A 17,384-nucleotide genomic window follows, 5' to 3' on the forward strand; every position below is an offset into this window, starting at 1 on the left:
GACCAGTGCGGCGGAGGGCAGCAACGTCGCGGCGCAGACCATCACCGGGACGGTTGTGTCGGGTGGCACGGCGGACGTGGGGTCGGTCAGACGGTGACGCTGACCGACAACGGCACGGCGATCGGGACTGCGACGGTGCAAGCCGATGGTTCGTTCACAGCGTCAGTAACGCTGAGCGAAGGATCGAACTCGATCGTTGCGACTGTAACCGACAGCTACGGCAATGTTGGAACCAGTGACGCGGTCGTGGACCTGCTGGATACTGTTGCCCCGACGGTTGCGCTGACCAGTGCGGCGGAGGGCAGCAACGTCGCGGCGCAGACCATCACCGGGACGGTTGTGTCGGGTGGCACGGCGGACGTTGTCGGTCAGACGGTGACGCTGACCGACAACGGCACGGTAATCGGCACAGCAACCGTCCAAGCCGGTGGTTCGTTCACCAAATTGGTGAAGCTGAACGAGGGATCAAACTCGATCGTTGCGACTGTAACCGACAGCTACGGCAATGTTGGAACCAGTGACGCGGTCGTTGATCTGCTTGATACCGTTGCCCCGACGATCGTATTTGCAAATGCAACAGAGATGCTCACAGGCTCTGAAGTTATTACTGGTACAGTTGCTTCTGGTGGAACTGCGGCGGTGGTCGGGCAAACCGTTACGTTTGCGGATAATGGGGTGACTGTTGGAACAGCAGTAGTTCAAGCAGACGGCACGTTCAATGTCTCGATTGGCCTTTTAAGCCAAGGTGGCAACTCCATCGTCCCGCATGTTGCTGATAGCTATGGGAATATCGGCACAAGTTCTTCTGCATTATTTTCCTTCAATAGCCCCACATCGGACATATCGTTCAGTAATTCTTTCTTGAGCACTCCGAACAGTACCACGACCAATATATATGGTACGAATGATACCCTTTGGACTTCGAGCTCAACAATTATTCTCCATGGGTCCGTGCTGAGCGTAGGTGGTGGCAGCACTAACGATACGATTAACTTTGGCGGGCTTGGTGAAACTCTTACATTAGTGGGCTCTGGGGCCTCGGATACGGTTAGGCTTGCGGCGGGTTCGTCGTCTGCGGCTTCGACGCCCGATATAATAAATGCATCCGGCGATACCTTGAATATTGTTGCTACTGTTAGCGGCAGCTCAACCACCAGCGCCGTTAGTGTCAGTGGAGACAATGACGCACTTTCGCTGAACGCGGGGTCATACGGTTCTCTGACGAACTATTTCACTGTCAACGGCAGCAACGACACGCTCAACGTCCATAACACTGACACTTCTGGGCTTGCGGTCGGGAGCGTAAATGTAAACGTGACAGGTTCCGGCGATGCGATCACCGCGAGCTATTCAACTCTTCATTTGGGCGCGAACACGTCTGCATCGATCACTGGAAATAACGATGTAATTACGGTGGCGGCCGGCGATACCCTGACGGTAAGTGGTACTAACAACTCGGTGGACCTTGCCGCGAATATTACAAGTCAAAATCTTTGGTTTTATCAAACCGGTAGTGATCTGAACGTCGACATCATGGGGACGCAAGATCAATTCACGATAAGCAATTGGTCGTCAGCATCGCTGGCGGAAATAAAAGCTGGTGATGGACTTAGGATTAACAACTCAATAAATCAACTCGTTCAAGCGATGGCGAGCTACTCATCCAGTCACACAGATTTCGATCCCACAATCGCTACGGCAGTACCGCCAGATACTACTCTCCAGGCGGCCATCGCTAGCGCGTGGCATAGTTGAAGCTAGATAGATTAAGATCAAAGGTAGCTGATATCCCCCAAGGCAAACTCATCGCCTTGGGGCGAGCCTCGCATACTTATATTGGTTAGCGTTGTCTATTGATCAGTAGGCGGCTGCTTGGATTCTACTAGTTTGAGCAAATCTGTTCGGATTCTTTCGATTACCGTTGCGTAATTTCTCGATGCGTCCTGACGATAAAGCCGTACAGTCGGGTACCAAGGGCTGTCGTCACGGCCGACAAGCCAGCGCCAATCCGGTACGTAAGGCAAGAGTATCCATGTCGGTACACCGAGGGTGCCGGCTAGGTGGGCGACGCTGGTGTCAACAGCAATGGCAAGATCTAAACATGATATGAGCGCTGCGGTTTGGGCCATGTCAGTTAACCGCATGGTGTGATCAACAATCTTACTTTTTTCAAAAATAGGTTGATCCTCTGGCCGAAGATCTATCTGCAGGCTCACGAACGTTGCGTTTACTTCGAATAGACGGGCCATCGTTTGTAGCGGTATCGAGCGATTCCGATCGTTGCTATGCTTCGCGTTTCCAGACCAAACAATGCCAATCCGCAGGTTGTCATGGGAACCAAGCAGGCGTTCCCACGCCATCAAATCGGCTGCATTCGTCGCTGGAAGATAGTTTGAACTGGGAATAGTGTCGAGATTCGTATCGAATATGTAAGGAAGACTGGTGATGGCGCAATGGAAATCAAAATGTGGTAGGATCATTTCAGGCGATTTAGGAAGACAAGCCGAGATGACCTGCATTTTTTTAAGTAGCGGGTAGAGCGGTGGATTCACGACGAGCACTATTTTTGCGCCGCGTTCTGCTACCATCGGTAGATATCGAGCAAATTGGATCGTATCACCAAGCCCCTCATCAGAGCTAATAACAATAGTCTTGCCCGCGATCGGCTCGCTTCCGCTCCACATCGGTCCGGGTATATTTATGTATCCGCCTTTTGCAGATAATTGCGAGTTTAGCCAGCGCGCTTCGCGTCTTCGCCAACCGGACTTAAAGTCTCCGGTCAGCAACTGGAGGGACGCAAGATTCCATGTCGTTGCGGTTCGAGTAGGGTCGACAGTTAACGACCTTTCAAATGCAGTTTTTGCATCGTCGAATTGATGGAGTTCCGCCAACGCGAATGCTTTATTGTCGAGTGCCTCACAGAAATTAGCTCGGATACCGAGGGCTGTGTCGAGCCATGAGAGTGCTTCCTCATGCCGGCCAAGTCTTCTCAGAGTTTCGCCCAAGCTGTTACAGATATTAGCATCGAGGGGATTTAAGTTATTGCAGCTTTCAAAGTAGACAAGTGCTTCTTGTAGCCGCCCTAACTGTTTTAGTATTGCTCCAGCTTTGTATCCCGCATTCCAGGAGCGCGGATCAATCTGAAATGCTGTTTCGAAGCAACGAAATGCCTCAGCATTGTTGTCTATATAGTGCAGGGCATCGCCAAAATTAATCCAAAGGGCAGCATCGTTAGGCTTTAATTCAACCGCCTTTCCGAAAGCCTTGATGGCTTCGCTCCTTCGGTCAAGATTCAGGAGCGCTGTTCCTAGAGTCGTCAAATAAACAGGTTGAGGGGATTTTCTAATTGCATTGGTTGACCATTCGACAGCAGCTTCGTATTCCTTCATATTGAAATGCGTCAGTGAAAGTAGGTGGAGTAGCTCGGAATCGCTCGGATAACTTTCGATAGCCCTTCGACAACTATCCTGTGCTTCGACAAAACTCCCAGACTGTAACTTCGCCAATATTTCTTGGTGCACTGCATTAATATTCCTCCCCATTTGAGAGGTTTGACCGTTGCGCTTTTGCTTGGCGGCGATCCGGCGTTCGCGGCGGTTCATTTACAGCATCCTGCGAAAGAAGCGATAATCCGTAGATGATTCACGGGGTGTGGGCCACCACGATCCGTGCTTGGCAGCGAATGCGGTATTGGTTGAAGATTTTAGTGAGAAAGAGAAATTCGTGATGGGTATTTAAACATATCAGTGAGCAAAGAAACATGCGGTGGGCGATACTACTGGTGTATTAAAGAATTTTCCTAACCGCGGGGACGCCTCGTGATTTTGTGAAGAGTGTACTTTTTCGTCTGCGCATTCACATTGGTGATTTAAGAATAGATATTCTCACTTGGCGGTAACTTGGGCATTCCGGACTGACGCGTAGCGCCCTGGAATGCGTGCACAACGAAACTATCTCATCATCCTTCCAACGAAAATGGTCGTTAGCTGAGTCGCAGTGGGACGGTGATTCGCGCATAGGCCGCTGTGGCCATGCGCGCGCTAGGGTGGAATGGTGCCGTACGATTTTGGCTTAATTTAGGGCCTACTTTTGGCTGAGTAGGTAAGCTTAGAGGCTCGCAACAGCTCCACGAATAACACGCCGCAAACCTGGAAGTGCCGATTCTCGAGGGCACTAAAAGGCTGTCGGACTTTGGCCCCTGCAGCGAGTTCTCAATCCGAGAAAAGAATCTTGAATGCCGTCGCCGGGCTTCGAGGGTTTGAAGTGTTGGATTGGCGCGGCTGTTCTCAATTAGACTGATCGCGGTCTGTTCGACCTTTATCTTTGCGGCCAGTTCGTCCTGAGTCCAATCTCGCTCCTTGCGTAATCGGCGCACGTTTCGGGCAAGCGTTTTTGCAATTTGCGAATTCCGCGCAGGAAATCGTTTTCCGAATCCAGACCGAGTTGCCATGGGACAGTAATCTGCTGGCGGCTCAAGCCTGGTTCAAAATAATTCTGGCTTCAGGATTGTTCAAAGAATGAACCCAATCCAACTTCAAGCGCTCTGGCGAGTAATTCAAGGGAGTTCAGTGTCGGGTTGGCGGTGCCGACTTCGATAGCGCTGACCAAGGCTTGCCGGACTTTGGCTTCCGCTGCCAAGTCGTCTTGGGACCAGCCTTTCGCAAGCCGCAACTTTCGGAGATTGCGGGCAAGGTCACGTTTGGCTGTCTGTGTATGGCGCCGTCCCATTCATGATGATGAAGCATCATCATGAAAATGCCGCCACACGCTTTAACGTGTAATATACGTTTCAACGTATAATCTTAGTCGTTCTCCAAGAGAGCGATATGAGCTTATTTCAGACTGAAGGGCAGGTAACGGCAACGGGGTCGAGCGAATACAACCTGCACGGCCGCTATTATTCATACGTCGAGGTGTCCGAGCCGAATGGGCGCCGGGTCACCATCGAAAAGGTCTTTGTGACAACCTAGACCGATGCCTATTTGGCGGTGGGGACGAGCGGGATATTTTACTTCGAAAAGGTCATGGGGATTTTGACCTTGGGACCGAAGCACCTGTGGGGTGTGAAGTGCTCCAATGGGGAAGTTCACTTCGAGGGGATGAACTTCCGGTTTTACATGGCGGTCAGACTGATATTCATCGGCATTGTGCTATCGGTGATTTTTATTGGTATTCCGATTGCGATCATTGGGTTTGGGCAACTCATTATGTCGTTGGCGACATTGAACCGGCGGGAGAGCATGTTCTACGGCCCCCACGGAGAGGAGCGGCGGCGCCTTCAGGCCCAGGAAGCCGTCCGGATATGAAACTTATCTGGGTTGTAATTGGCTCCTTACTCTTGAGTGCGCCAGCTTATGCCGCAGAGAGTCTCTATACTCGTACGTCTGGACCTGATTGTCGTGATTCCGGATCGAAGGAAGAATTCAACGCCTGGCAGTGTCCAGGGCCTGCTGATTACAGCGCGGAGTTTGCCGACGAGGGGAATCTGGTCGCCTTCAAGATTTCTCGAACAGGTAAACGAGACGACGAGCCGGGTCTGATCTGGCGCGGGGCGGGCAAGGTATTTGGTGACAAGCTCGAATGGCGGGTATCAGACGGCAAGCCAATTGCTGCGATCCTGCGAGCCTGGCGTGTCGACACGGATAAGGACGGCCACGACCATGTTACGCAAGAGCTTCTTGTGGTCTCATTGCGAGGGCAGCGCCCTTGCGAGGTAGGCGCGATTAACGTCCGCGGGCCAGACGCTAACCGTCGGGCGCAAGCGCTTGCCGACAGCGCCGCGTCATGTTTGACCAGCGACAGATAATCATCTGAATCATTGCTGTCCTTCTCCAAAACACGACATTATTTATCTCTCGCGACCGGGGGATTATCTTCTGCAAACCGCCGAAAGCGGTTCTGAAAAGGACTGCCGCGAAGAACTTCGGATGGCGGTGGGAAACGCCTGATGGGCCGGTGAAGAGTTGCGAAATCGAGCATCGTCGACCGCCCGGCTCAATGGAGTCGACATGGCAACTCAGATGACAAAATCGCAACTAATCGAAAAGATCGCCGAAGCTAACGAGCTCTCGAAGAGAGATGTGAAAGGCGTTCTCGAGTCTCTCGCAACGATTGGCTACAAGGAGCTGAAGAAGAACGGGACGTTTCTCGTTCCGGGCTTTGCCAAGTTTGTCGTAATCAAAAAACCGGCGACGAAGGCACGCAAAGGTACCAATCCGTTCACTGGCGAGCCAATGACGTTTAAAGCCAAGCCTGCTCGAAAGATCGTTCGAGCACGCCCAGTCAAGGCTGCCAAGGACGCTGTCTGACTAGATGGAAGTGGAGACTCGTTGTGATCTCCACTTCTTGATCCTGGTCGATGATGTGCTAAAGCGCATCTGACGGTAATTAGGAGGGTTGGATGGCCAAGAAGGTGAGGAAGTCGACGAAGAAGGCGCCGAGGAAGTCCGTGCGCCGGCCTTTTACAAAGGACGACGTCAAGACTTTACGAGCCCATTCGAAAGCCAGAACCCCGGTCACTAAAATTGCGAAGCAAATGAAGCGCACGGAAGGCTCGCTGCGTCAGAAAGCCTTGAAGCTTGGCATCGGGCTTGGTCATCAGCGGTAGGCCGTTTTACTCCCAGAAGACCGCTCTTCTGCGTTATTTGCATCCGGCTAATTTTGGACGCTCTGTTTCTCTCTTTCCTTCAGGATGACCTCGACGATCCGCTTGAGTTGCCGGACAGATCCACCCTTCCAATGTTGAGCAGTTACACAGTGCTCTTCACCGTCCAGCGGCGTGATCCAGCGCGGTTCGAGCTGGCGCTCAAGGGCGATGCCGGCAAGGACCGCGGGTAGCAGTGCGTCGAGATCGCGGGCTTGCGGCGAGGGGAAGCCGATCACGCGCAGCCGATCCTTGAGCGGTGAGGGCAGGGCATCGGTGCTGTTGGCGGTCATGATGTAATTGACATGCGACAGGTCGAGCGCGGTCTGTAGCGCAGGATCCGGATAGCGGGCGGCCGTCTCCGGTTCGAAGAAGCCGAGCAGGCAATCCCACAGCCGGCCATGGTCGCTTCGGGTTGCCGCCTTCTCCAACTCGTCGATCAGGACGAGCGGGTTGGCGTGCCCCGCGCGGTGGACCGCCATGAACGGATGACAGGGTTCGGTTGAGTGCCAGCGCCGGTCGGTGCCGGCGAAGATTGAACCGTCCGACTGCGCGCCGTCGACGCGCCAGACGGTAAGTCCGAGCTCTTCGGCCAGCCGCCTGGCAAAGCGCGACTTGCCGGCGCCGGGTTGGCCGAGCAGCAAGGTGGGTTTGAGTCTCACGATCCGTTGGCCAACGAGGTCGGACAGGATGGTGTCGATCACCTCTTGTGCATAAGGGAACTCGAACAGCAGCTTTGCGCGCACCTTGGGCAGCGCGGGCGCCAACGCAAGCGGCAAAGGTGAGTTGATCGCGGACTGGTAGGTTTTGGTCAGGCTCTTGCTTGAAGAACTGGCCCCCTGTTCGGGCAGGGAGCACACCATGACATGGTCGGGTGGGATCTCAGCGGGAGCAGGACCTTCACTGGCTGGTGTTTTGTCCGGTGTTTTCTCGTCGTCGCGATGGCGGTACTCGTTGCGGATTTCTTCTTGGGCGGCCTGGATGCGGCACGCCACCATGAAGTCGCCCAAGCCGAGGGCGGCATCCACCGCGCGGTTGTAGTGCTGCAGCTCGGGTGTCACTCGCAAGACAAGAGGTGCTGCTGCCCAGCCGTAAAGGAAGGATTCCACCTCGGCCAGCATCGGCTGGCTCAACACATGCCAGCGCTTCTTGCGGGCGGTGAACAGGGCGGCCGTGACGCGCCAATAGGCCTTCGCATCATAGGCGATATGGGGCGCGGGCAAGGACAACAGCCGCACGCAGTCGGAAAGACTGCGCAGGATCGCCCGGTCTTCGCTGGTGGCGAGACGATCCAGCTCCTCGGCCAGAAGTGCGCCGGTGGCATAGTCTTTAGCTATGAGCCACGGCTCCAGCGCCACTTTCGGTGCAACCTCATTGATCTCGGCGGCAAGCCGTTCCTCGGCGAGGCTGGAGCGCTCGGCGCAGAGCAGGCCGTAACGAAACAGCCGATGCAGGCTGAGTCGCTCGTCCTTGAGGTCCCCACTGTCGGCGGCCGTCCCCAACAGAAGCCGTTCGCCGTCGACCGTGATGCTGATCTCCTCGCCATCACCTTCATGATCGTCCGGGCCGAGGCTGTTGTCGTCATCGTCAAACGGCTCGCTCATGATCCCACCTCCACGACCAGGGAGGGATTGAAGGCCGGATTCTCGTCGCCATAGCCATTGGGGTTGCAGACGATGCGCGTCTTGTGGACGGCATAGTCGAACGAGTGGTGGACGTGACCATGCACCCACAGGTCAGGCCCATAAGGCCTTTCCGGCAGCGTCGACAGGTCGGACACGAAGGCCGCCGACAAGAGATCATCCTTGTAGATCGGATGCAGCGATCCGGGATGCGGGGCATGGTGGGTGACGACGATGCTGGCGCCGTCAAACGGCGTTCTGAGCACCGTCTCCAGATACTGACGCGACTCCAGATGCAGCCGCCAGGCGTCAGTCGGGCGGAAGCGGCGGAATGGCTGTTTGGACCAGGCGATCAGGCGATGGTCGTTCATGACCTCCCGCGCGTGCGCCATGATGAGGGGTGCCGCGTGCTCCCCAAAGAGCCTGTAGTCGGTCCACAAGGTGGCACCGATGAAGCGAATGCCGTGCAAGACCACTGTCTCGTTCTCGAGCAAGTGGATGTTGAACTCAGGCCCGAGCTTCTTCGCCAGAGCGACTTCCTTCGGCAAGCACCTGCGATAGAACTCATGATTGCCCAGCGCCATGACGATCGGGATCTCGAGGGGCACGATCCCGCGCAAGATGGTGAAGGCCTTGTCGGCGCCCTCGCAGGTGTCGCCGGCCACGATCGCCGCACCGATGTCCGGCTGAAGCTGGATCGCTTTAGCTGGATAGATATCGGCGTGGAGGTCGCTAAAGATCTGAAGCTTCATGCTGCACCTCCCTGCGAACGCTCGGACTTGGGCGTCTTTGGCGTCGGGATCCTGGCCAGCCAGGGCTCGGTGAGTGGCCACAAGTCCTGATGGGACCTGCTATCAAGGGCATGGGCGAGCATCAGCGCCGCGGCGGGATTGCCGTTCAGGGCGCACAGCAGGACCGCGCTCATGACGATATCGAGGCGTGAGCCGGATTCCTCGCGGTGGATGAGCGGCAGGGCAATGCCGATCGCTTCCGCGGCATCGCCGGCAACGGCCCGTTGCCATCCGGATTCGCCAAGAACGGCGATCTGCGCCAGCGACTGTCGCAGTGCGCAGCGATGCGTGGCGCCGAGGCGGCTGGGAGGCACCGTTCGCCACCACGCAAGCGGAGACGTCTTGTCGAGAGCATGTGTCATGGTCTCTTCCCCCCTTACGCTGCCACGATGACGGGGCTGGCAAGGCTGAGCCGTTGCCAGTGGCGGGCGGAGGCCTGGGCGCCGCACACGACTTGCGCTGCGATGTTCCGAGAGCCGAAGGCCACGGCCAGCGTCAGACGTAGGCGATCCTCGATGCCGCTGATCGGAGCAAGCGCACAGGCGTCCCGCAGCATGGCGTGACGGGCGGCGACAATTGGCCGGGCGCTGGGGTTGATGGAAGCGCGAACCTCGGATCCCGCGGCCACGACGAAACTGTCACCCAGGGGATAACCGCGCGCCCAGATGCCGGAGTAGTTGAGCTCGTACTCTTCTGAGCCGATCGGTGCGGTTGAGACGCCGATCTGCATCAGGCTGTTCTCGTCATCCTCGTCGTCGGCGGGGAAGGCAGGCACCGCTGACATCGGCACGAGAGAGATAGCCGGCCTAATATTATTGGAGTGAAACGCCCGGCAGCCGGCATCGAACAACAGACGCTCGGCGTCCATGACGATGCGTTCCAGTGTGGTCCGATGCCAGGAGGTGGGCTCAGCGTGGGGCGGGCTTTTATCCTTGCGGACATCGACGAAGCCTGCGGCCTCCGCCATGCACGTCAGACGCTCCTGCAGGAACATCGGTCCGGACTTGTCGTACCAGCGGTGCGCAATGCCACTGACCACATAAACTTCGCGAGCAAAGGACTTGTCCGGATCGGCAAGGTGGTCATTGAGCCGCCGCGCCATATGGCCGGTCTCACCGACATAGATCTCGCGGCCGTTTGCCAGGATGTAGCAAGCGGGAAGCCAGGAGAGACGAGTGCGCAGCTCCTCGTTGATCGGCCCAAACGGAAAGACGCAGACCGAGAGCTTTGATGCCTCGTCGATGATATCCCGAAAGCCGGTAATCCCGGACTTCGGACGATGAATGATGGTGGTGGTGCCTGCGTCAAGGGCAGACTGATTAGCTGAAGACATTGATGAGAATCCCTTGCTGAAAGGGACCGGGTCCTGAAAGCAGGTGCACGCATCCATTGCCGCGCTCGCGTTAGAGGAGCGCAGGTTACGAGAGGGCGAACCCTGGGCGTGCTCACGCACGCCGCTCAGGACGACCGATCGCTAGATGGCGGAGAAGCCGATAACGGACAGGCCCAGCGGCACAGGGCCGTCCGAACAAGGCATGTTCCGGCCATACTGCCCCAAACAGGCGGCGATCATCGACAACAAGGGATGGGAAGGGGACCGCGAATCGCGGATAAACTGGCACTCAGCCATGACTGACTCCTTACAAGTCGGTTGTGGTTAGGCCGTCGTTTGGTGTTGCAAGCACCGGACGGCGGCCGCCAAAAGCGCTCGCGCTCTGGCCTCATCAACGTGGAGGCCGCCAAATCAAAAAGCTAGACACGCAAACGATACATCCCGCGCGATGGTTAATGGAGGGCTCGAAGCTCGCGATCGATGTGTAGGCTTGGAATGAAAGCGGACAGGACTGATAAGCTTTCACTCGAAACCTATCCAGTTTCTCTAACTGATAAGCTTTCATGCGAAAGCTTATCAGGTAGCCTCAAGGACAGCGTCGCGTTTGGTAAGGTCCTGCCAGCGCCGGATGGCGACATCGACATAGAGAGGGTCGATCTCCATACCGAAACCAATCCGGCCAACGCGCTCGGCGGCCAGGATCGTCGTTCCTGAACCCGCAAAAGGATCGAGCGCGATGTCACCGCGGCGTGAGCAGTCCCGCATCGCGTCGGCGACGAGAGCAATGGGCTTGACGGTCGGATGAACTGTCAGTTCGGCGAGACGGTCTTTGCGGAATGCATTGACACCGGCATAGGCCCATACGTTTGAACGCGAACGTCCGTGTCGGCCAAGCTCGATATTGTTTTGATGAGGTGCCTCGCCATTTTTGAAAACGAAAATCAACTCGTGCTGCGAGCGGTAAAAACTCCCCTGGCCGGCGTTGGATTTGGTCCACACGACGAGATTCTTGAGCTCGTCATAGACGTCACCACCGGCGGTGATGATTTCGCGGATATGCCGCCAATCCATGCAGATAAAATGAATCGAGCCATCGTGAGAGAACAGGGCGGCTAGCCGCATAAATCCTTTAAGAAACGCCGTGAATTGCTCGGGCGACATCTCGCCCGAGGCCGCTGCAAACTCGCGATGTTTAATTTTGCCGCGATCTTGTATAGAGCTGACGCGGACGTTGTAGGGCGGGTCGGCGAATATCATGGATGCGAGGTGTTCTCCCATGAGAGCCTGCATGTCGGCCTCCACGCCAGCATCGCCACAGAAAAGACGATGTCGACCGAGTTTCCATATATCATTCCGCTGCGATACAGCTACCGCCTCGGGCAAAACGATCTGATCCAACGGATCCTGTTCAGGATCGACATTGTCGACCATCAAGACGTCAATCTCGGCGGCTGCAAATCCTGTGATGGAAATGTCCAGATTGCATTCTGAGAGCAAGGGAGCGAGTTCGCCAAGCTCTTTGGCAAGTAACTCCGCATCCCAGCCGTCGTTCGCCGCAATCTTGTTGTCGGCCAGGGCGAGGGCGCGTTTTTCCACCTCGTTCAAACCGCTAACGGTGATGACAGGGAATGTCGGCCATCCGAGCCGTTTTGCGGCGAGCCATCTGCCATGCCGGCTATGATCGTGTTGTCCTCGTCTGCAATAATGGGGGACGTTACGTCAAATTGACGTACGCTATTCGCGATCTGCTCGACCTGCTTTGTGGAGTGCGTGCGAGCGTTCCGCTTGCTGGGTTTGAGATCGTTGATCGGTGATGTCTTGATAGAAGGAATCTTCATCAATATCTCCATTCATTCGAATGGCAGTATTGATGTCACTATTTCGCGGATGAGGCACGCGTGACGATACAACTCGAAATGTGGCGGGTGCTCCGCGATTCAACCAAGAGGAAAATGCTGACACCGTCGCTTTTTCGACGTCTGGAAATATTGCACTGAATCCAGCCGACATCCGAAGTAAATGCGTAATCTGATTGTTGCCGACCCTTTCTTTAGGCTAACCGCAATTGTAAGTTGGTTTTAGGTGGCCCTGATTGAGGAGCACTTTCGTCGCATGGATCTTGCAACCATTCAGTAAGCTTGAACCAAGTCGAATTGTGACAAAGCAAGAACTGAAGTATTGGCCGGATAGGTTAGCTTACAACCGGGCGCTTTGAGCGCGCCGCACGGGCTGCCGCATTCCAGCTTTCGCGAGCGTATCGGCGATTTTTTGCTGTGAGGGAGCCTTACAGTCTGGATACCGGTCCGTAAGGTCCCCCTGGATTTGCTTCAGCAAAGGGGTAGTGCGTCCTGGGAGTGTGCTGAAGTCGATCAACATATAATCCCGGGCCGGTACTGACAGTTCTCGCTCATTAAGATGAGCGGGTCGGACCCAGCATTGTTCTCCTATCTCCATCATTGAAATAGCGCAATGAAGGATCCGCCAGTCCAATTCGCTCAATTCATAAGGTAGCTTCGACGGCAGAACTTCGATCGATCGAAAGATCGTCCCGTCCTTCATCTCCACGCTGCCGTCTAGCTTCAATGAAGCGTCGTCAAGGTCAGAGATGGAAAAAGTTTTGAGCTCGCGACGTTCCTTCGATCGTGCACGAAAAACTTTCGAGGTCGCGAGGGAAACAATGAGGGTCTTCCAAGTGCTTGAAATTCGCAAAAAAGATTAGCAATTCCCACGATGTCCCCTGAAGGGAGCATTAGCCTTCCAATCTTGAATTGAAGGTCATTACACGTCTGCAAATCTGAGTACCTAGAGAAGACGTCTAGCGCGTCCGCACCGGTGCGGCGCTGATTTCGCTGCTGCTCCTCCAACCGAACGAACTGCATTTGATCAATCTTTCACATCAGTCCCTTAGGCCCGTTATTTCGATTCTCAAAGATTCGCAATACCTAAATGCAATATGGACGCAAATTCGAAAATAAGCGGTCTAAGTTTGATCATTTCGGGGAGTCGTCTTCACAGAAGTCCCAATGTTTAAGTGAGATGCGGCAGTCCTGACGCTCCTGTAGCAGTGATCAATGCGACTATCAGGACTTGGTCCCGCCCAACAAAGTATAAGTCTCGCCGCACTCCGAGCACTTCCATTTCTTTGGCCACACGATGTTACGCTTCATGTCCGGGGTCTCAGCGTTTGAACAGCATCGGAGACTCAAGCCCAATGATCGAGAGCCAAAGAACAACAGGAACATCAGGCTGCTGACCTATGAACGAGAAAAAATCTCAAAGTCGATGGGTTTAAAGGAGTAATTGTTTGATTGGAGCGCCGAGCAGGCGGTGAGACCGATAAACAAGTCCATTTCCGCTTCGAAAACGATGTGATCGCCAGCTTTGCTTAGCGGCGGCTCTACCTTCAAGCCTCCCGACGGATCGATAACCACATTCATAAAACAATTGAAGGCCACAGGAATTTGATCGGGGCAGATGCCGAAAGGGGCCAGGGCTTCCGCAAGATTGCCAAAGCACCCCTGATGAGGATGTTCATCACCGTATATAATTCTGAAGGTGTCTTTAGAGCAGGGTGTGAGAAGAAAATCGTGGCGGCCAACAGTATCCTCGGCGATGCGCAGCATGACATTGCTTCGGTTGGAATAGATGGGATCACCGGTAGTCAGGAATAATTTGCTGGCATAGTCGAGGCTACGCCCAGAGGAAATGACCTCGCCAGTGTCGTCGGCATTATAAGCGACCAGATCTGCAACCTGTTCGCCTTTTGGGTCAATCACCTTTAGCCGCTGTCCTTTCTTTAGAAGAAAAGCGGTGCCGGATCGAGGTGCAATAGTTGCCATCTTATGTACGCTCAACGGGACGAAACGGACACTTCCAATCGTCACTCACAGCGCGCCCGCTGTATTGGCGAGCTTCGGACGCATCGCCGTGTTTGGCAAGCATCGGATTGGGCGTTCCCGCGATTGCGGTATCGCGCTGAACGATAACCTCTCTAATTTTTTCGTAACGGCCCATTTCCCTGAGTTGTTCAAACTGGTCATGAATGTTGAAGACGAGCACAGGGCACACGAACTGTCGCGCGGGGCGGCTCGCATTCGGATGCATGCCGACAACAAAAAAAGCCTCTTCCTCGAAGCTCAAAGAAAAATGAGGGTCATCTGGATTCGTACTCACTCGATGGTCGGGCGAACAACCAAGCCAAATATCCTTATTGGTAAGAGATTCGGCTCGCTTCCAAAGGTAGCGCTCAAATTCTGCTTCGGTCAGGTTTGTCGGCCCTTCGAAGATGACAGTGAAGCTTTGAAATAGCGCTTTCTCGGCCCGATAGCGTTTTACGATCTCCGAAATACCTCCATAAATTCGCTTGTCATCCCAATTCGACCGAAGATCGCGCGCGGTCATGATGTTCAATTGACCTCTCGCCAGCGCGGACTTGGCGCCCACGCAGGGGAAGTCCGAAGATGAAATCAAATCACGAAATTGAGCTGCAAGGGGGGAAGAAATATCGAACCGCATAACAAACTCCTGTCGCCATTAAACGCTGGAGCCGTTTGCAGGTGCCCGATTGTCGAATGTGACGATTAACCTATGTTATTAAAAGAGTCTATGCTCGGCGCCTATGAAGACTTTGCTTCGGCGGCAGCATGGTTGCGCTGCTTCATCAGCGACAGGTTTTGCTTTTTCCGCGAAACCCGCTTGTTCGGCAGCTTTTTCCCGAGCTTCCGGCGCATCTTTTTGGCAGCTTGTAAAGGTCGTAGCCTACGAGTCGCATCATCGATTGACGTCATGGAAAGCGAGGGCCCGGCCGTAGCCGAGCCATCTAGATCGGGCAGCTTTCGCGTTCACTACAGTTTTCGCGAGACCTGTGAGTGCCTGGTCAGTTTGCTTTTCTTCCGCCAAGGTCTCTTTCAAAAGCTTGCCGGCCAAACCGAGCTCACCTGCCCAGTTGATGAGAGTGCCGTAGCGCGAGATTTCATAATGTTCGACCGCCTGCGCAGCAGCGAGAAGGCCGGCATCGAGGGCGGGCGTACCCTCGTACTCGGACATGATTTCCTTGCCTTCGTCCGAGATCCCCATGATGGCATCGCAAGTTTTCCCGCGGGGCGTTTGGCCGATTTCCTCGAAGACAGCATCAAGCCGCTCGACTTGGCCTTCGGTTTCTTCCAGATGCTTCTCGAAAGCCGCTCGTAGTTCTTTGCTCTGAGCGGCTTTCGCCATCTTGGGAAGAGCACTCATGATCTTCTTTTCCGCAAAATAGATATCCCTGAGCATGTCATGAAACAGATCGTTCAGAGTTTTGGCTTTTCACATTGCGCACGCCTCGTTAGAATTGGTCGATCGAGTGCTTGCACCGAGAACAGGTCAGATGTCAGCGCGCACCAATGCTTTGTTGTCGCAGTCAGAAACCGGCAAAATGGCCGCGTCCCGCGTCTCCGTTGCGGCCGGTTGGCACCCGGCATAAGCGCCCGATGATGCGCGCATGATAATTTAGTTGCAGTAAGCAGATAGGGTCTGCGTCTCTCAGCCCTCGTTCTTGAAAAAAGCTCGGGACCATAGCGATCCCGAGCTTCCAACCGTCTATGCGGTAGCTGAATTAGCTCTGCCCGCCCTTCCGGCCGGCTTCGCTCGCCTTTTCGCGATCATCAGAAAAATTTCCCGGGTTGCCGCCCTGTTGCCCCCGAGAGCCGCCACCCTGCTGCTGACCGCCATGGCTATGTTCGCCACCCTTCTTGCCCGCTTCCGAAGCGCGCTGAGGATCATTTGCGAAGTTTTCAAAACCACCACGTTGCTCATTTGCCATTTAGAAATCTCCATGAGTACCCGCCAGCAACCAAGGAATTCGTCGCTATCTATTAGGTTCACGATGACATTCATTAAATGGTCGACCACCATCATCGTAAACCTAGTGCCGATTGTCGAAGAACGCCGCAGTGAGGCACGCTCTAGTCAGGTTGGGAAACTCGTTCTTTAATCTCCTCGTGTGCCTCTTTCAGCTCCTCGTCGCTCGCATCCTCTATATCGGCGAGCTTGTTGTTTGCGTCTTTCAATGCGATGATCAACTCCGACAATTTGACCTGCAAAGCCATCGTGTCCCGGTTTTGTGTGTTCTGAATAAGAAACACCATGAGGAAGGTGACGATGGTCGTTCCCGTATTGATCACTAACTGCCAGGTGTCGCTGTAGTGAAAAAACGGGCCGGTGATGCCCCATACAAGAACGATCAGAACTGCGGTCAAAAACGCGATAGGGCGTCCGGTCCAAGTCGCGGTGGCGTTAGCCATACGGGAGAACCAGCTTGATCCCGAGCGGTGAGCTGACGTCCTAGTACGATTCGGAAGAATACCTCTCATGCGGAAACAACGACGCGTGGAACTTCATGTTCCAAAATGGCATTGGAGCGCTCCTAAATGTCCCTCGAAGCTTAGATCGCGTTTTCGGGACTTCTGGTGCGTCATGCTGAAGGAGAAACCTCGAGGTTAGTTTTGTTCAACTTCGCTCATCTATTTCGATGCCATTACTTTCCATTGACGGCTTTAGTGCCGTGAACAAGCTGGCGGCCAACGGCGGAAACTGTGGCCCAATCCACATTAGGCGTTAGATGGCGGGCTGGTGTCATTGTTCACGCCGCCTTTTGCTGCCATCAAGACCGCCGCCTCAATGATCTCCTGGAAGCCTTTGTCCTCTCCAATTGTCGACGGACTCGATAGGGGGCAGGCCCAGCCCGTTCCTGACCAAGCGATCCGCTTTCGGGTTAAGTTTCGCAGAAGATCGCCTTGCCTGAGTTAAAAGACCGACGCGATTTGCCATCGACCTAACGTCGGACACTGTTCGCCCCCATACAGCGATACGCTGAGTGTATAGCCGCAGCGTTTCCAGATCGTCCTTGGACCAACCCTTGCGGGGCGCAAACAACTTTTCCGCGATGCGATTAACTCATGTTATGTAGGGGGATTTGATGTTTGAGGGGGATTTGATGTTTGTATGTCGTTAAGATG

At 54.8% G+C, this 17,384-nt stretch carries 19 protein-coding genes; 5 read left to right on the forward strand and 14 right to left on the reverse strand.

Going from position 1 to position 17,384, the window contains the following annotated elements; genetic code table 11:
* Window positions 1-93 precede the first annotated feature (93 nt).
* Window positions 94-1,755 (forward strand): beta strand repeat-containing protein, encoded by a 1,662-nt coding sequence (locus AC1RNA_RS07900; RefSeq protein ID WP_492950711.1) that lies wholly within the window; start codon window positions 94-96, stop codon window positions 1,753-1,755.
* A gap of 95 nt (window positions 1,756-1,850) precedes the next feature.
* Here the strand turns inward: AC1RNA_RS07900 and AC1RNA_RS07905 are convergent, their stop codons facing one another.
* The 3 genes from AC1RNA_RS07905 to AC1RNA_RS07915 form a co-directional block, all read right to left on the reverse strand.
* Window positions 1,851-3,602 carry a tetratricopeptide repeat protein gene (locus tag AC1RNA_RS07905; RefSeq protein ID WP_492950712.1) on the reverse strand — a complete coding sequence of 584 codons (1,752 nt, stop codon included), beginning with the start codon at window positions 3,600-3,602 and terminating at the stop codon, window positions 1,851-1,853.
* Window positions 3,603-3,982: 380 nt separating this feature from the next.
* A complete protein-coding gene (locus AC1RNA_RS07910; RefSeq protein WP_492950713.1) occupies window positions 3,983-4,450 on the reverse strand; it encodes a helix-turn-helix transcriptional regulator in 468 nt (155 codons plus the stop codon).
* Window positions 4,451-4,500: 50 nt separating this feature from the next.
* Entirely contained in the window at window positions 4,501-4,728 is a 228-nt protein-coding gene (locus AC1RNA_RS07915) for a helix-turn-helix domain-containing protein (protein WP_492950714.1), read from the reverse strand.
* Window positions 4,729-5,024: 296 nt separating this feature from the next.
* Here AC1RNA_RS07915 and AC1RNA_RS07920 point away from each other — a divergent pair, with 296 nt between their 5' ends.
* From AC1RNA_RS07920 to AC1RNA_RS07935, 4 genes are all read left to right on the forward strand, one after another.
* A complete protein-coding gene (locus tag AC1RNA_RS07920; protein ID WP_492950715.1) occupies window positions 5,025-5,306 on the forward strand; it encodes a hypothetical protein in 282 nt (93 codons plus the stop codon).
* On the forward strand, window positions 5,303-5,806 hold the full coding sequence (locus AC1RNA_RS07925; protein ID WP_492950716.1) for a hypothetical protein: 504 nt from the start codon (window positions 5,303-5,305) through the stop codon (window positions 5,804-5,806). The genes AC1RNA_RS07920 and AC1RNA_RS07925 overlap by 4 nt, the downstream gene beginning before the upstream one ends.
* A 202-nt stretch (window positions 5,807-6,008) precedes the next feature.
* On the forward strand, window positions 6,009-6,308 hold the full coding sequence (locus AC1RNA_RS07930; protein WP_492950102.1) for an HU family DNA-binding protein: 300 nt from the start codon (window positions 6,009-6,011) through the stop codon (window positions 6,306-6,308).
* 92 nt (window positions 6,309-6,400) lie between these two features.
* Window positions 6,401-6,607 (forward strand): hypothetical protein, encoded by a 207-nt coding sequence (locus tag AC1RNA_RS07935; protein WP_492950717.1) that lies wholly within the window; start codon window positions 6,401-6,403, stop codon window positions 6,605-6,607.
* Between the two features lie 47 nt (window positions 6,608-6,654).
* On the opposite strand, the gene AC1RNA_RS07940 is transcribed toward AC1RNA_RS07935, so the two are convergent.
* From AC1RNA_RS07940 to AC1RNA_RS07990, 11 genes are all read right to left on the reverse strand, one after another.
* Window positions 6,655-8,247 (reverse strand): AAA family ATPase, encoded by a 1,593-nt coding sequence (locus AC1RNA_RS07940; RefSeq protein ID WP_492950718.1) that lies wholly within the window; start codon window positions 8,245-8,247, stop codon window positions 6,655-6,657.
* Window positions 8,244-9,017, reverse strand: a complete 774-nt coding sequence (locus AC1RNA_RS07945; protein WP_492950719.1) for a metallophosphoesterase — start codon at window positions 9,015-9,017, stop codon at window positions 8,244-8,246. Before AC1RNA_RS07945 ends, AC1RNA_RS07940 begins: the two co-directional genes overlap by 4 nt.
* Window positions 9,014-9,418, reverse strand: a complete 405-nt coding sequence (locus AC1RNA_RS07950) for a hypothetical protein (RefSeq protein WP_492950720.1) — start codon at window positions 9,416-9,418, stop codon at window positions 9,014-9,016. Before AC1RNA_RS07950 ends, AC1RNA_RS07945 begins: the two co-directional genes overlap by 4 nt.
* A 14-nt stretch (window positions 9,419-9,432) precedes the next feature.
* The gene (locus tag AC1RNA_RS07955) at window positions 9,433-10,389 is read right to left on the reverse strand and encodes a DUF4357 domain-containing protein (protein WP_492950721.1); all 957 of its coding nucleotides are present in this window, start codon (window positions 10,387-10,389) and stop codon (window positions 9,433-9,435) included.
* Window positions 10,390-10,965: 576 nt separating this feature from the next.
* Entirely contained in the window at window positions 10,966-11,985 is a 1,020-nt protein-coding gene (locus AC1RNA_RS07960; RefSeq protein ID WP_492951195.1) for a DNA-methyltransferase, read from the reverse strand.
* A 5-nt stretch (window positions 11,986-11,990) separates the two neighbouring features.
* A complete protein-coding gene (locus AC1RNA_RS07965) occupies window positions 11,991-12,227 on the reverse strand; it encodes a ParB N-terminal domain-containing protein (RefSeq protein WP_492950722.1) in 237 nt (78 codons plus the stop codon).
* Window positions 12,228-13,643: 1,416 nt separating this feature from the next.
* The gene (locus AC1RNA_RS07970) at window positions 13,644-14,228 is read right to left on the reverse strand and encodes a DUF1989 domain-containing protein (RefSeq protein ID WP_048755588.1); all 585 of its coding nucleotides are present in this window, start codon (window positions 14,226-14,228) and stop codon (window positions 13,644-13,646) included.
* 1 nt (window position 14,229) lies between these two features.
* Window positions 14,230-14,904 (reverse strand): guanitoxin biosynthesis heme-dependent pre-guanitoxin N-hydroxylase GntA, encoded by a 675-nt coding sequence (gene gntA / locus AC1RNA_RS07975; protein WP_048755589.1) that lies wholly within the window; start codon window positions 14,902-14,904, stop codon window positions 14,230-14,232.
* Window positions 14,905-15,159: 255 nt separating this feature from the next.
* Window positions 15,160-15,681 carry a YciE/YciF ferroxidase family protein gene (locus tag AC1RNA_RS07980; protein WP_492951196.1) on the reverse strand — a complete coding sequence of 174 codons (522 nt, stop codon included), beginning with the start codon at window positions 15,679-15,681 and terminating at the stop codon, window positions 15,160-15,162.
* A 301-nt stretch (window positions 15,682-15,982) separates the two neighbouring features.
* Window positions 15,983-16,189, reverse strand: a complete 207-nt coding sequence (locus AC1RNA_RS07985) for a con-10 family general stress protein (protein WP_492950723.1) — start codon at window positions 16,187-16,189, stop codon at window positions 15,983-15,985.
* A 142-nt stretch (window positions 16,190-16,331) separates the two neighbouring features.
* Window positions 16,332-16,670: a low affinity iron permease family protein gene (locus AC1RNA_RS07990; protein WP_244469027.1), complete on the reverse strand. Its 339-nt coding sequence runs from the start codon at window positions 16,668-16,670 to the stop codon at window positions 16,332-16,334.
* Window positions 16,671-17,384 lie beyond the last annotated feature (714 nt).

This window comes from Afipia sp. GW821-FHT14H12 (assembly GCF_058803465.1).

Excerpts from the sequence above, each read along its gene's own strand:
- AC1RNA_RS07905 (WP_492950712.1), bottom strand. The coding sequence starts at position 3,602 with ATGAACCGCCGCGAACGCCGGATCGCCGCCAAGCAAAAGCGCAACGGT.
- AC1RNA_RS07910 (WP_492950713.1), bottom strand. The coding sequence starts at position 4,450 with ATGGCAACTCGGTCTGGATTCGGAAAACGATTTCCTGCGCGGAATTCG.
- AC1RNA_RS07915 (WP_492950714.1), bottom strand. The coding sequence starts at position 4,728 with ATGGGACGGCGCCATACACAGACAGCCAAACGTGACCTTGCCCGCAAT.
- AC1RNA_RS07920 (WP_492950715.1), top strand. The coding sequence starts at position 5,025 with ATGGGGATTTTGACCTTGGGACCGAAGCACCTGTGGGGTGTGAAGTGC.
- AC1RNA_RS07925 (WP_492950716.1), top strand. The coding sequence starts at position 5,303 with ATGAAACTTATCTGGGTTGTAATTGGCTCCTTACTCTTGAGTGCGCCA.
- AC1RNA_RS07930 (WP_492950102.1), top strand. The coding sequence starts at position 6,009 with ATGGCAACTCAGATGACAAAATCGCAACTAATCGAAAAGATCGCCGAA.
- AC1RNA_RS07935 (WP_492950717.1), top strand. The coding sequence starts at position 6,401 with ATGGCCAAGAAGGTGAGGAAGTCGACGAAGAAGGCGCCGAGGAAGTCC.
- AC1RNA_RS07940 (WP_492950718.1), bottom strand. The coding sequence starts at position 8,247 with ATGAGCGAGCCGTTTGACGATGACGACAACAGCCTCGGCCCGGACGAT.
- AC1RNA_RS07945 (WP_492950719.1), bottom strand. The coding sequence starts at position 9,017 with ATGAAGCTTCAGATCTTTAGCGACCTCCACGCCGATATCTATCCAGCT.
- AC1RNA_RS07950 (WP_492950720.1), bottom strand. The coding sequence starts at position 9,418 with ATGACACATGCTCTCGACAAGACGTCTCCGCTTGCGTGGTGGCGAACG.
- AC1RNA_RS07955 (WP_492950721.1), bottom strand. The coding sequence starts at position 10,389 with ATGTCTTCAGCTAATCAGTCTGCCCTTGACGCAGGCACCACCACCATC.
- AC1RNA_RS07965 (WP_492950722.1), bottom strand. The coding sequence starts at position 12,227 with ATGAAGATTCCTTCTATCAAGACATCACCGATCAACGATCTCAAACCC.
- AC1RNA_RS07970 (WP_048755588.1), bottom strand. The coding sequence starts at position 14,228 with ATGGCAACTATTGCACCTCGATCCGGCACCGCTTTTCTTCTAAAGAAA.
- gntA (WP_048755589.1), bottom strand. The coding sequence starts at position 14,904 with ATGCGGTTCGATATTTCTTCCCCCCTTGCAGCTCAATTTCGTGATTTG.
- AC1RNA_RS07985 (WP_492950723.1), bottom strand. The coding sequence starts at position 16,189 with ATGGCAAATGAGCAACGTGGTGGTTTTGAAAACTTCGCAAATGATCCT.
- AC1RNA_RS07990 (WP_244469027.1), bottom strand. The coding sequence starts at position 16,670 with ATGGCTAACGCCACCGCGACTTGGACCGGACGCCCTATCGCGTTTTTG.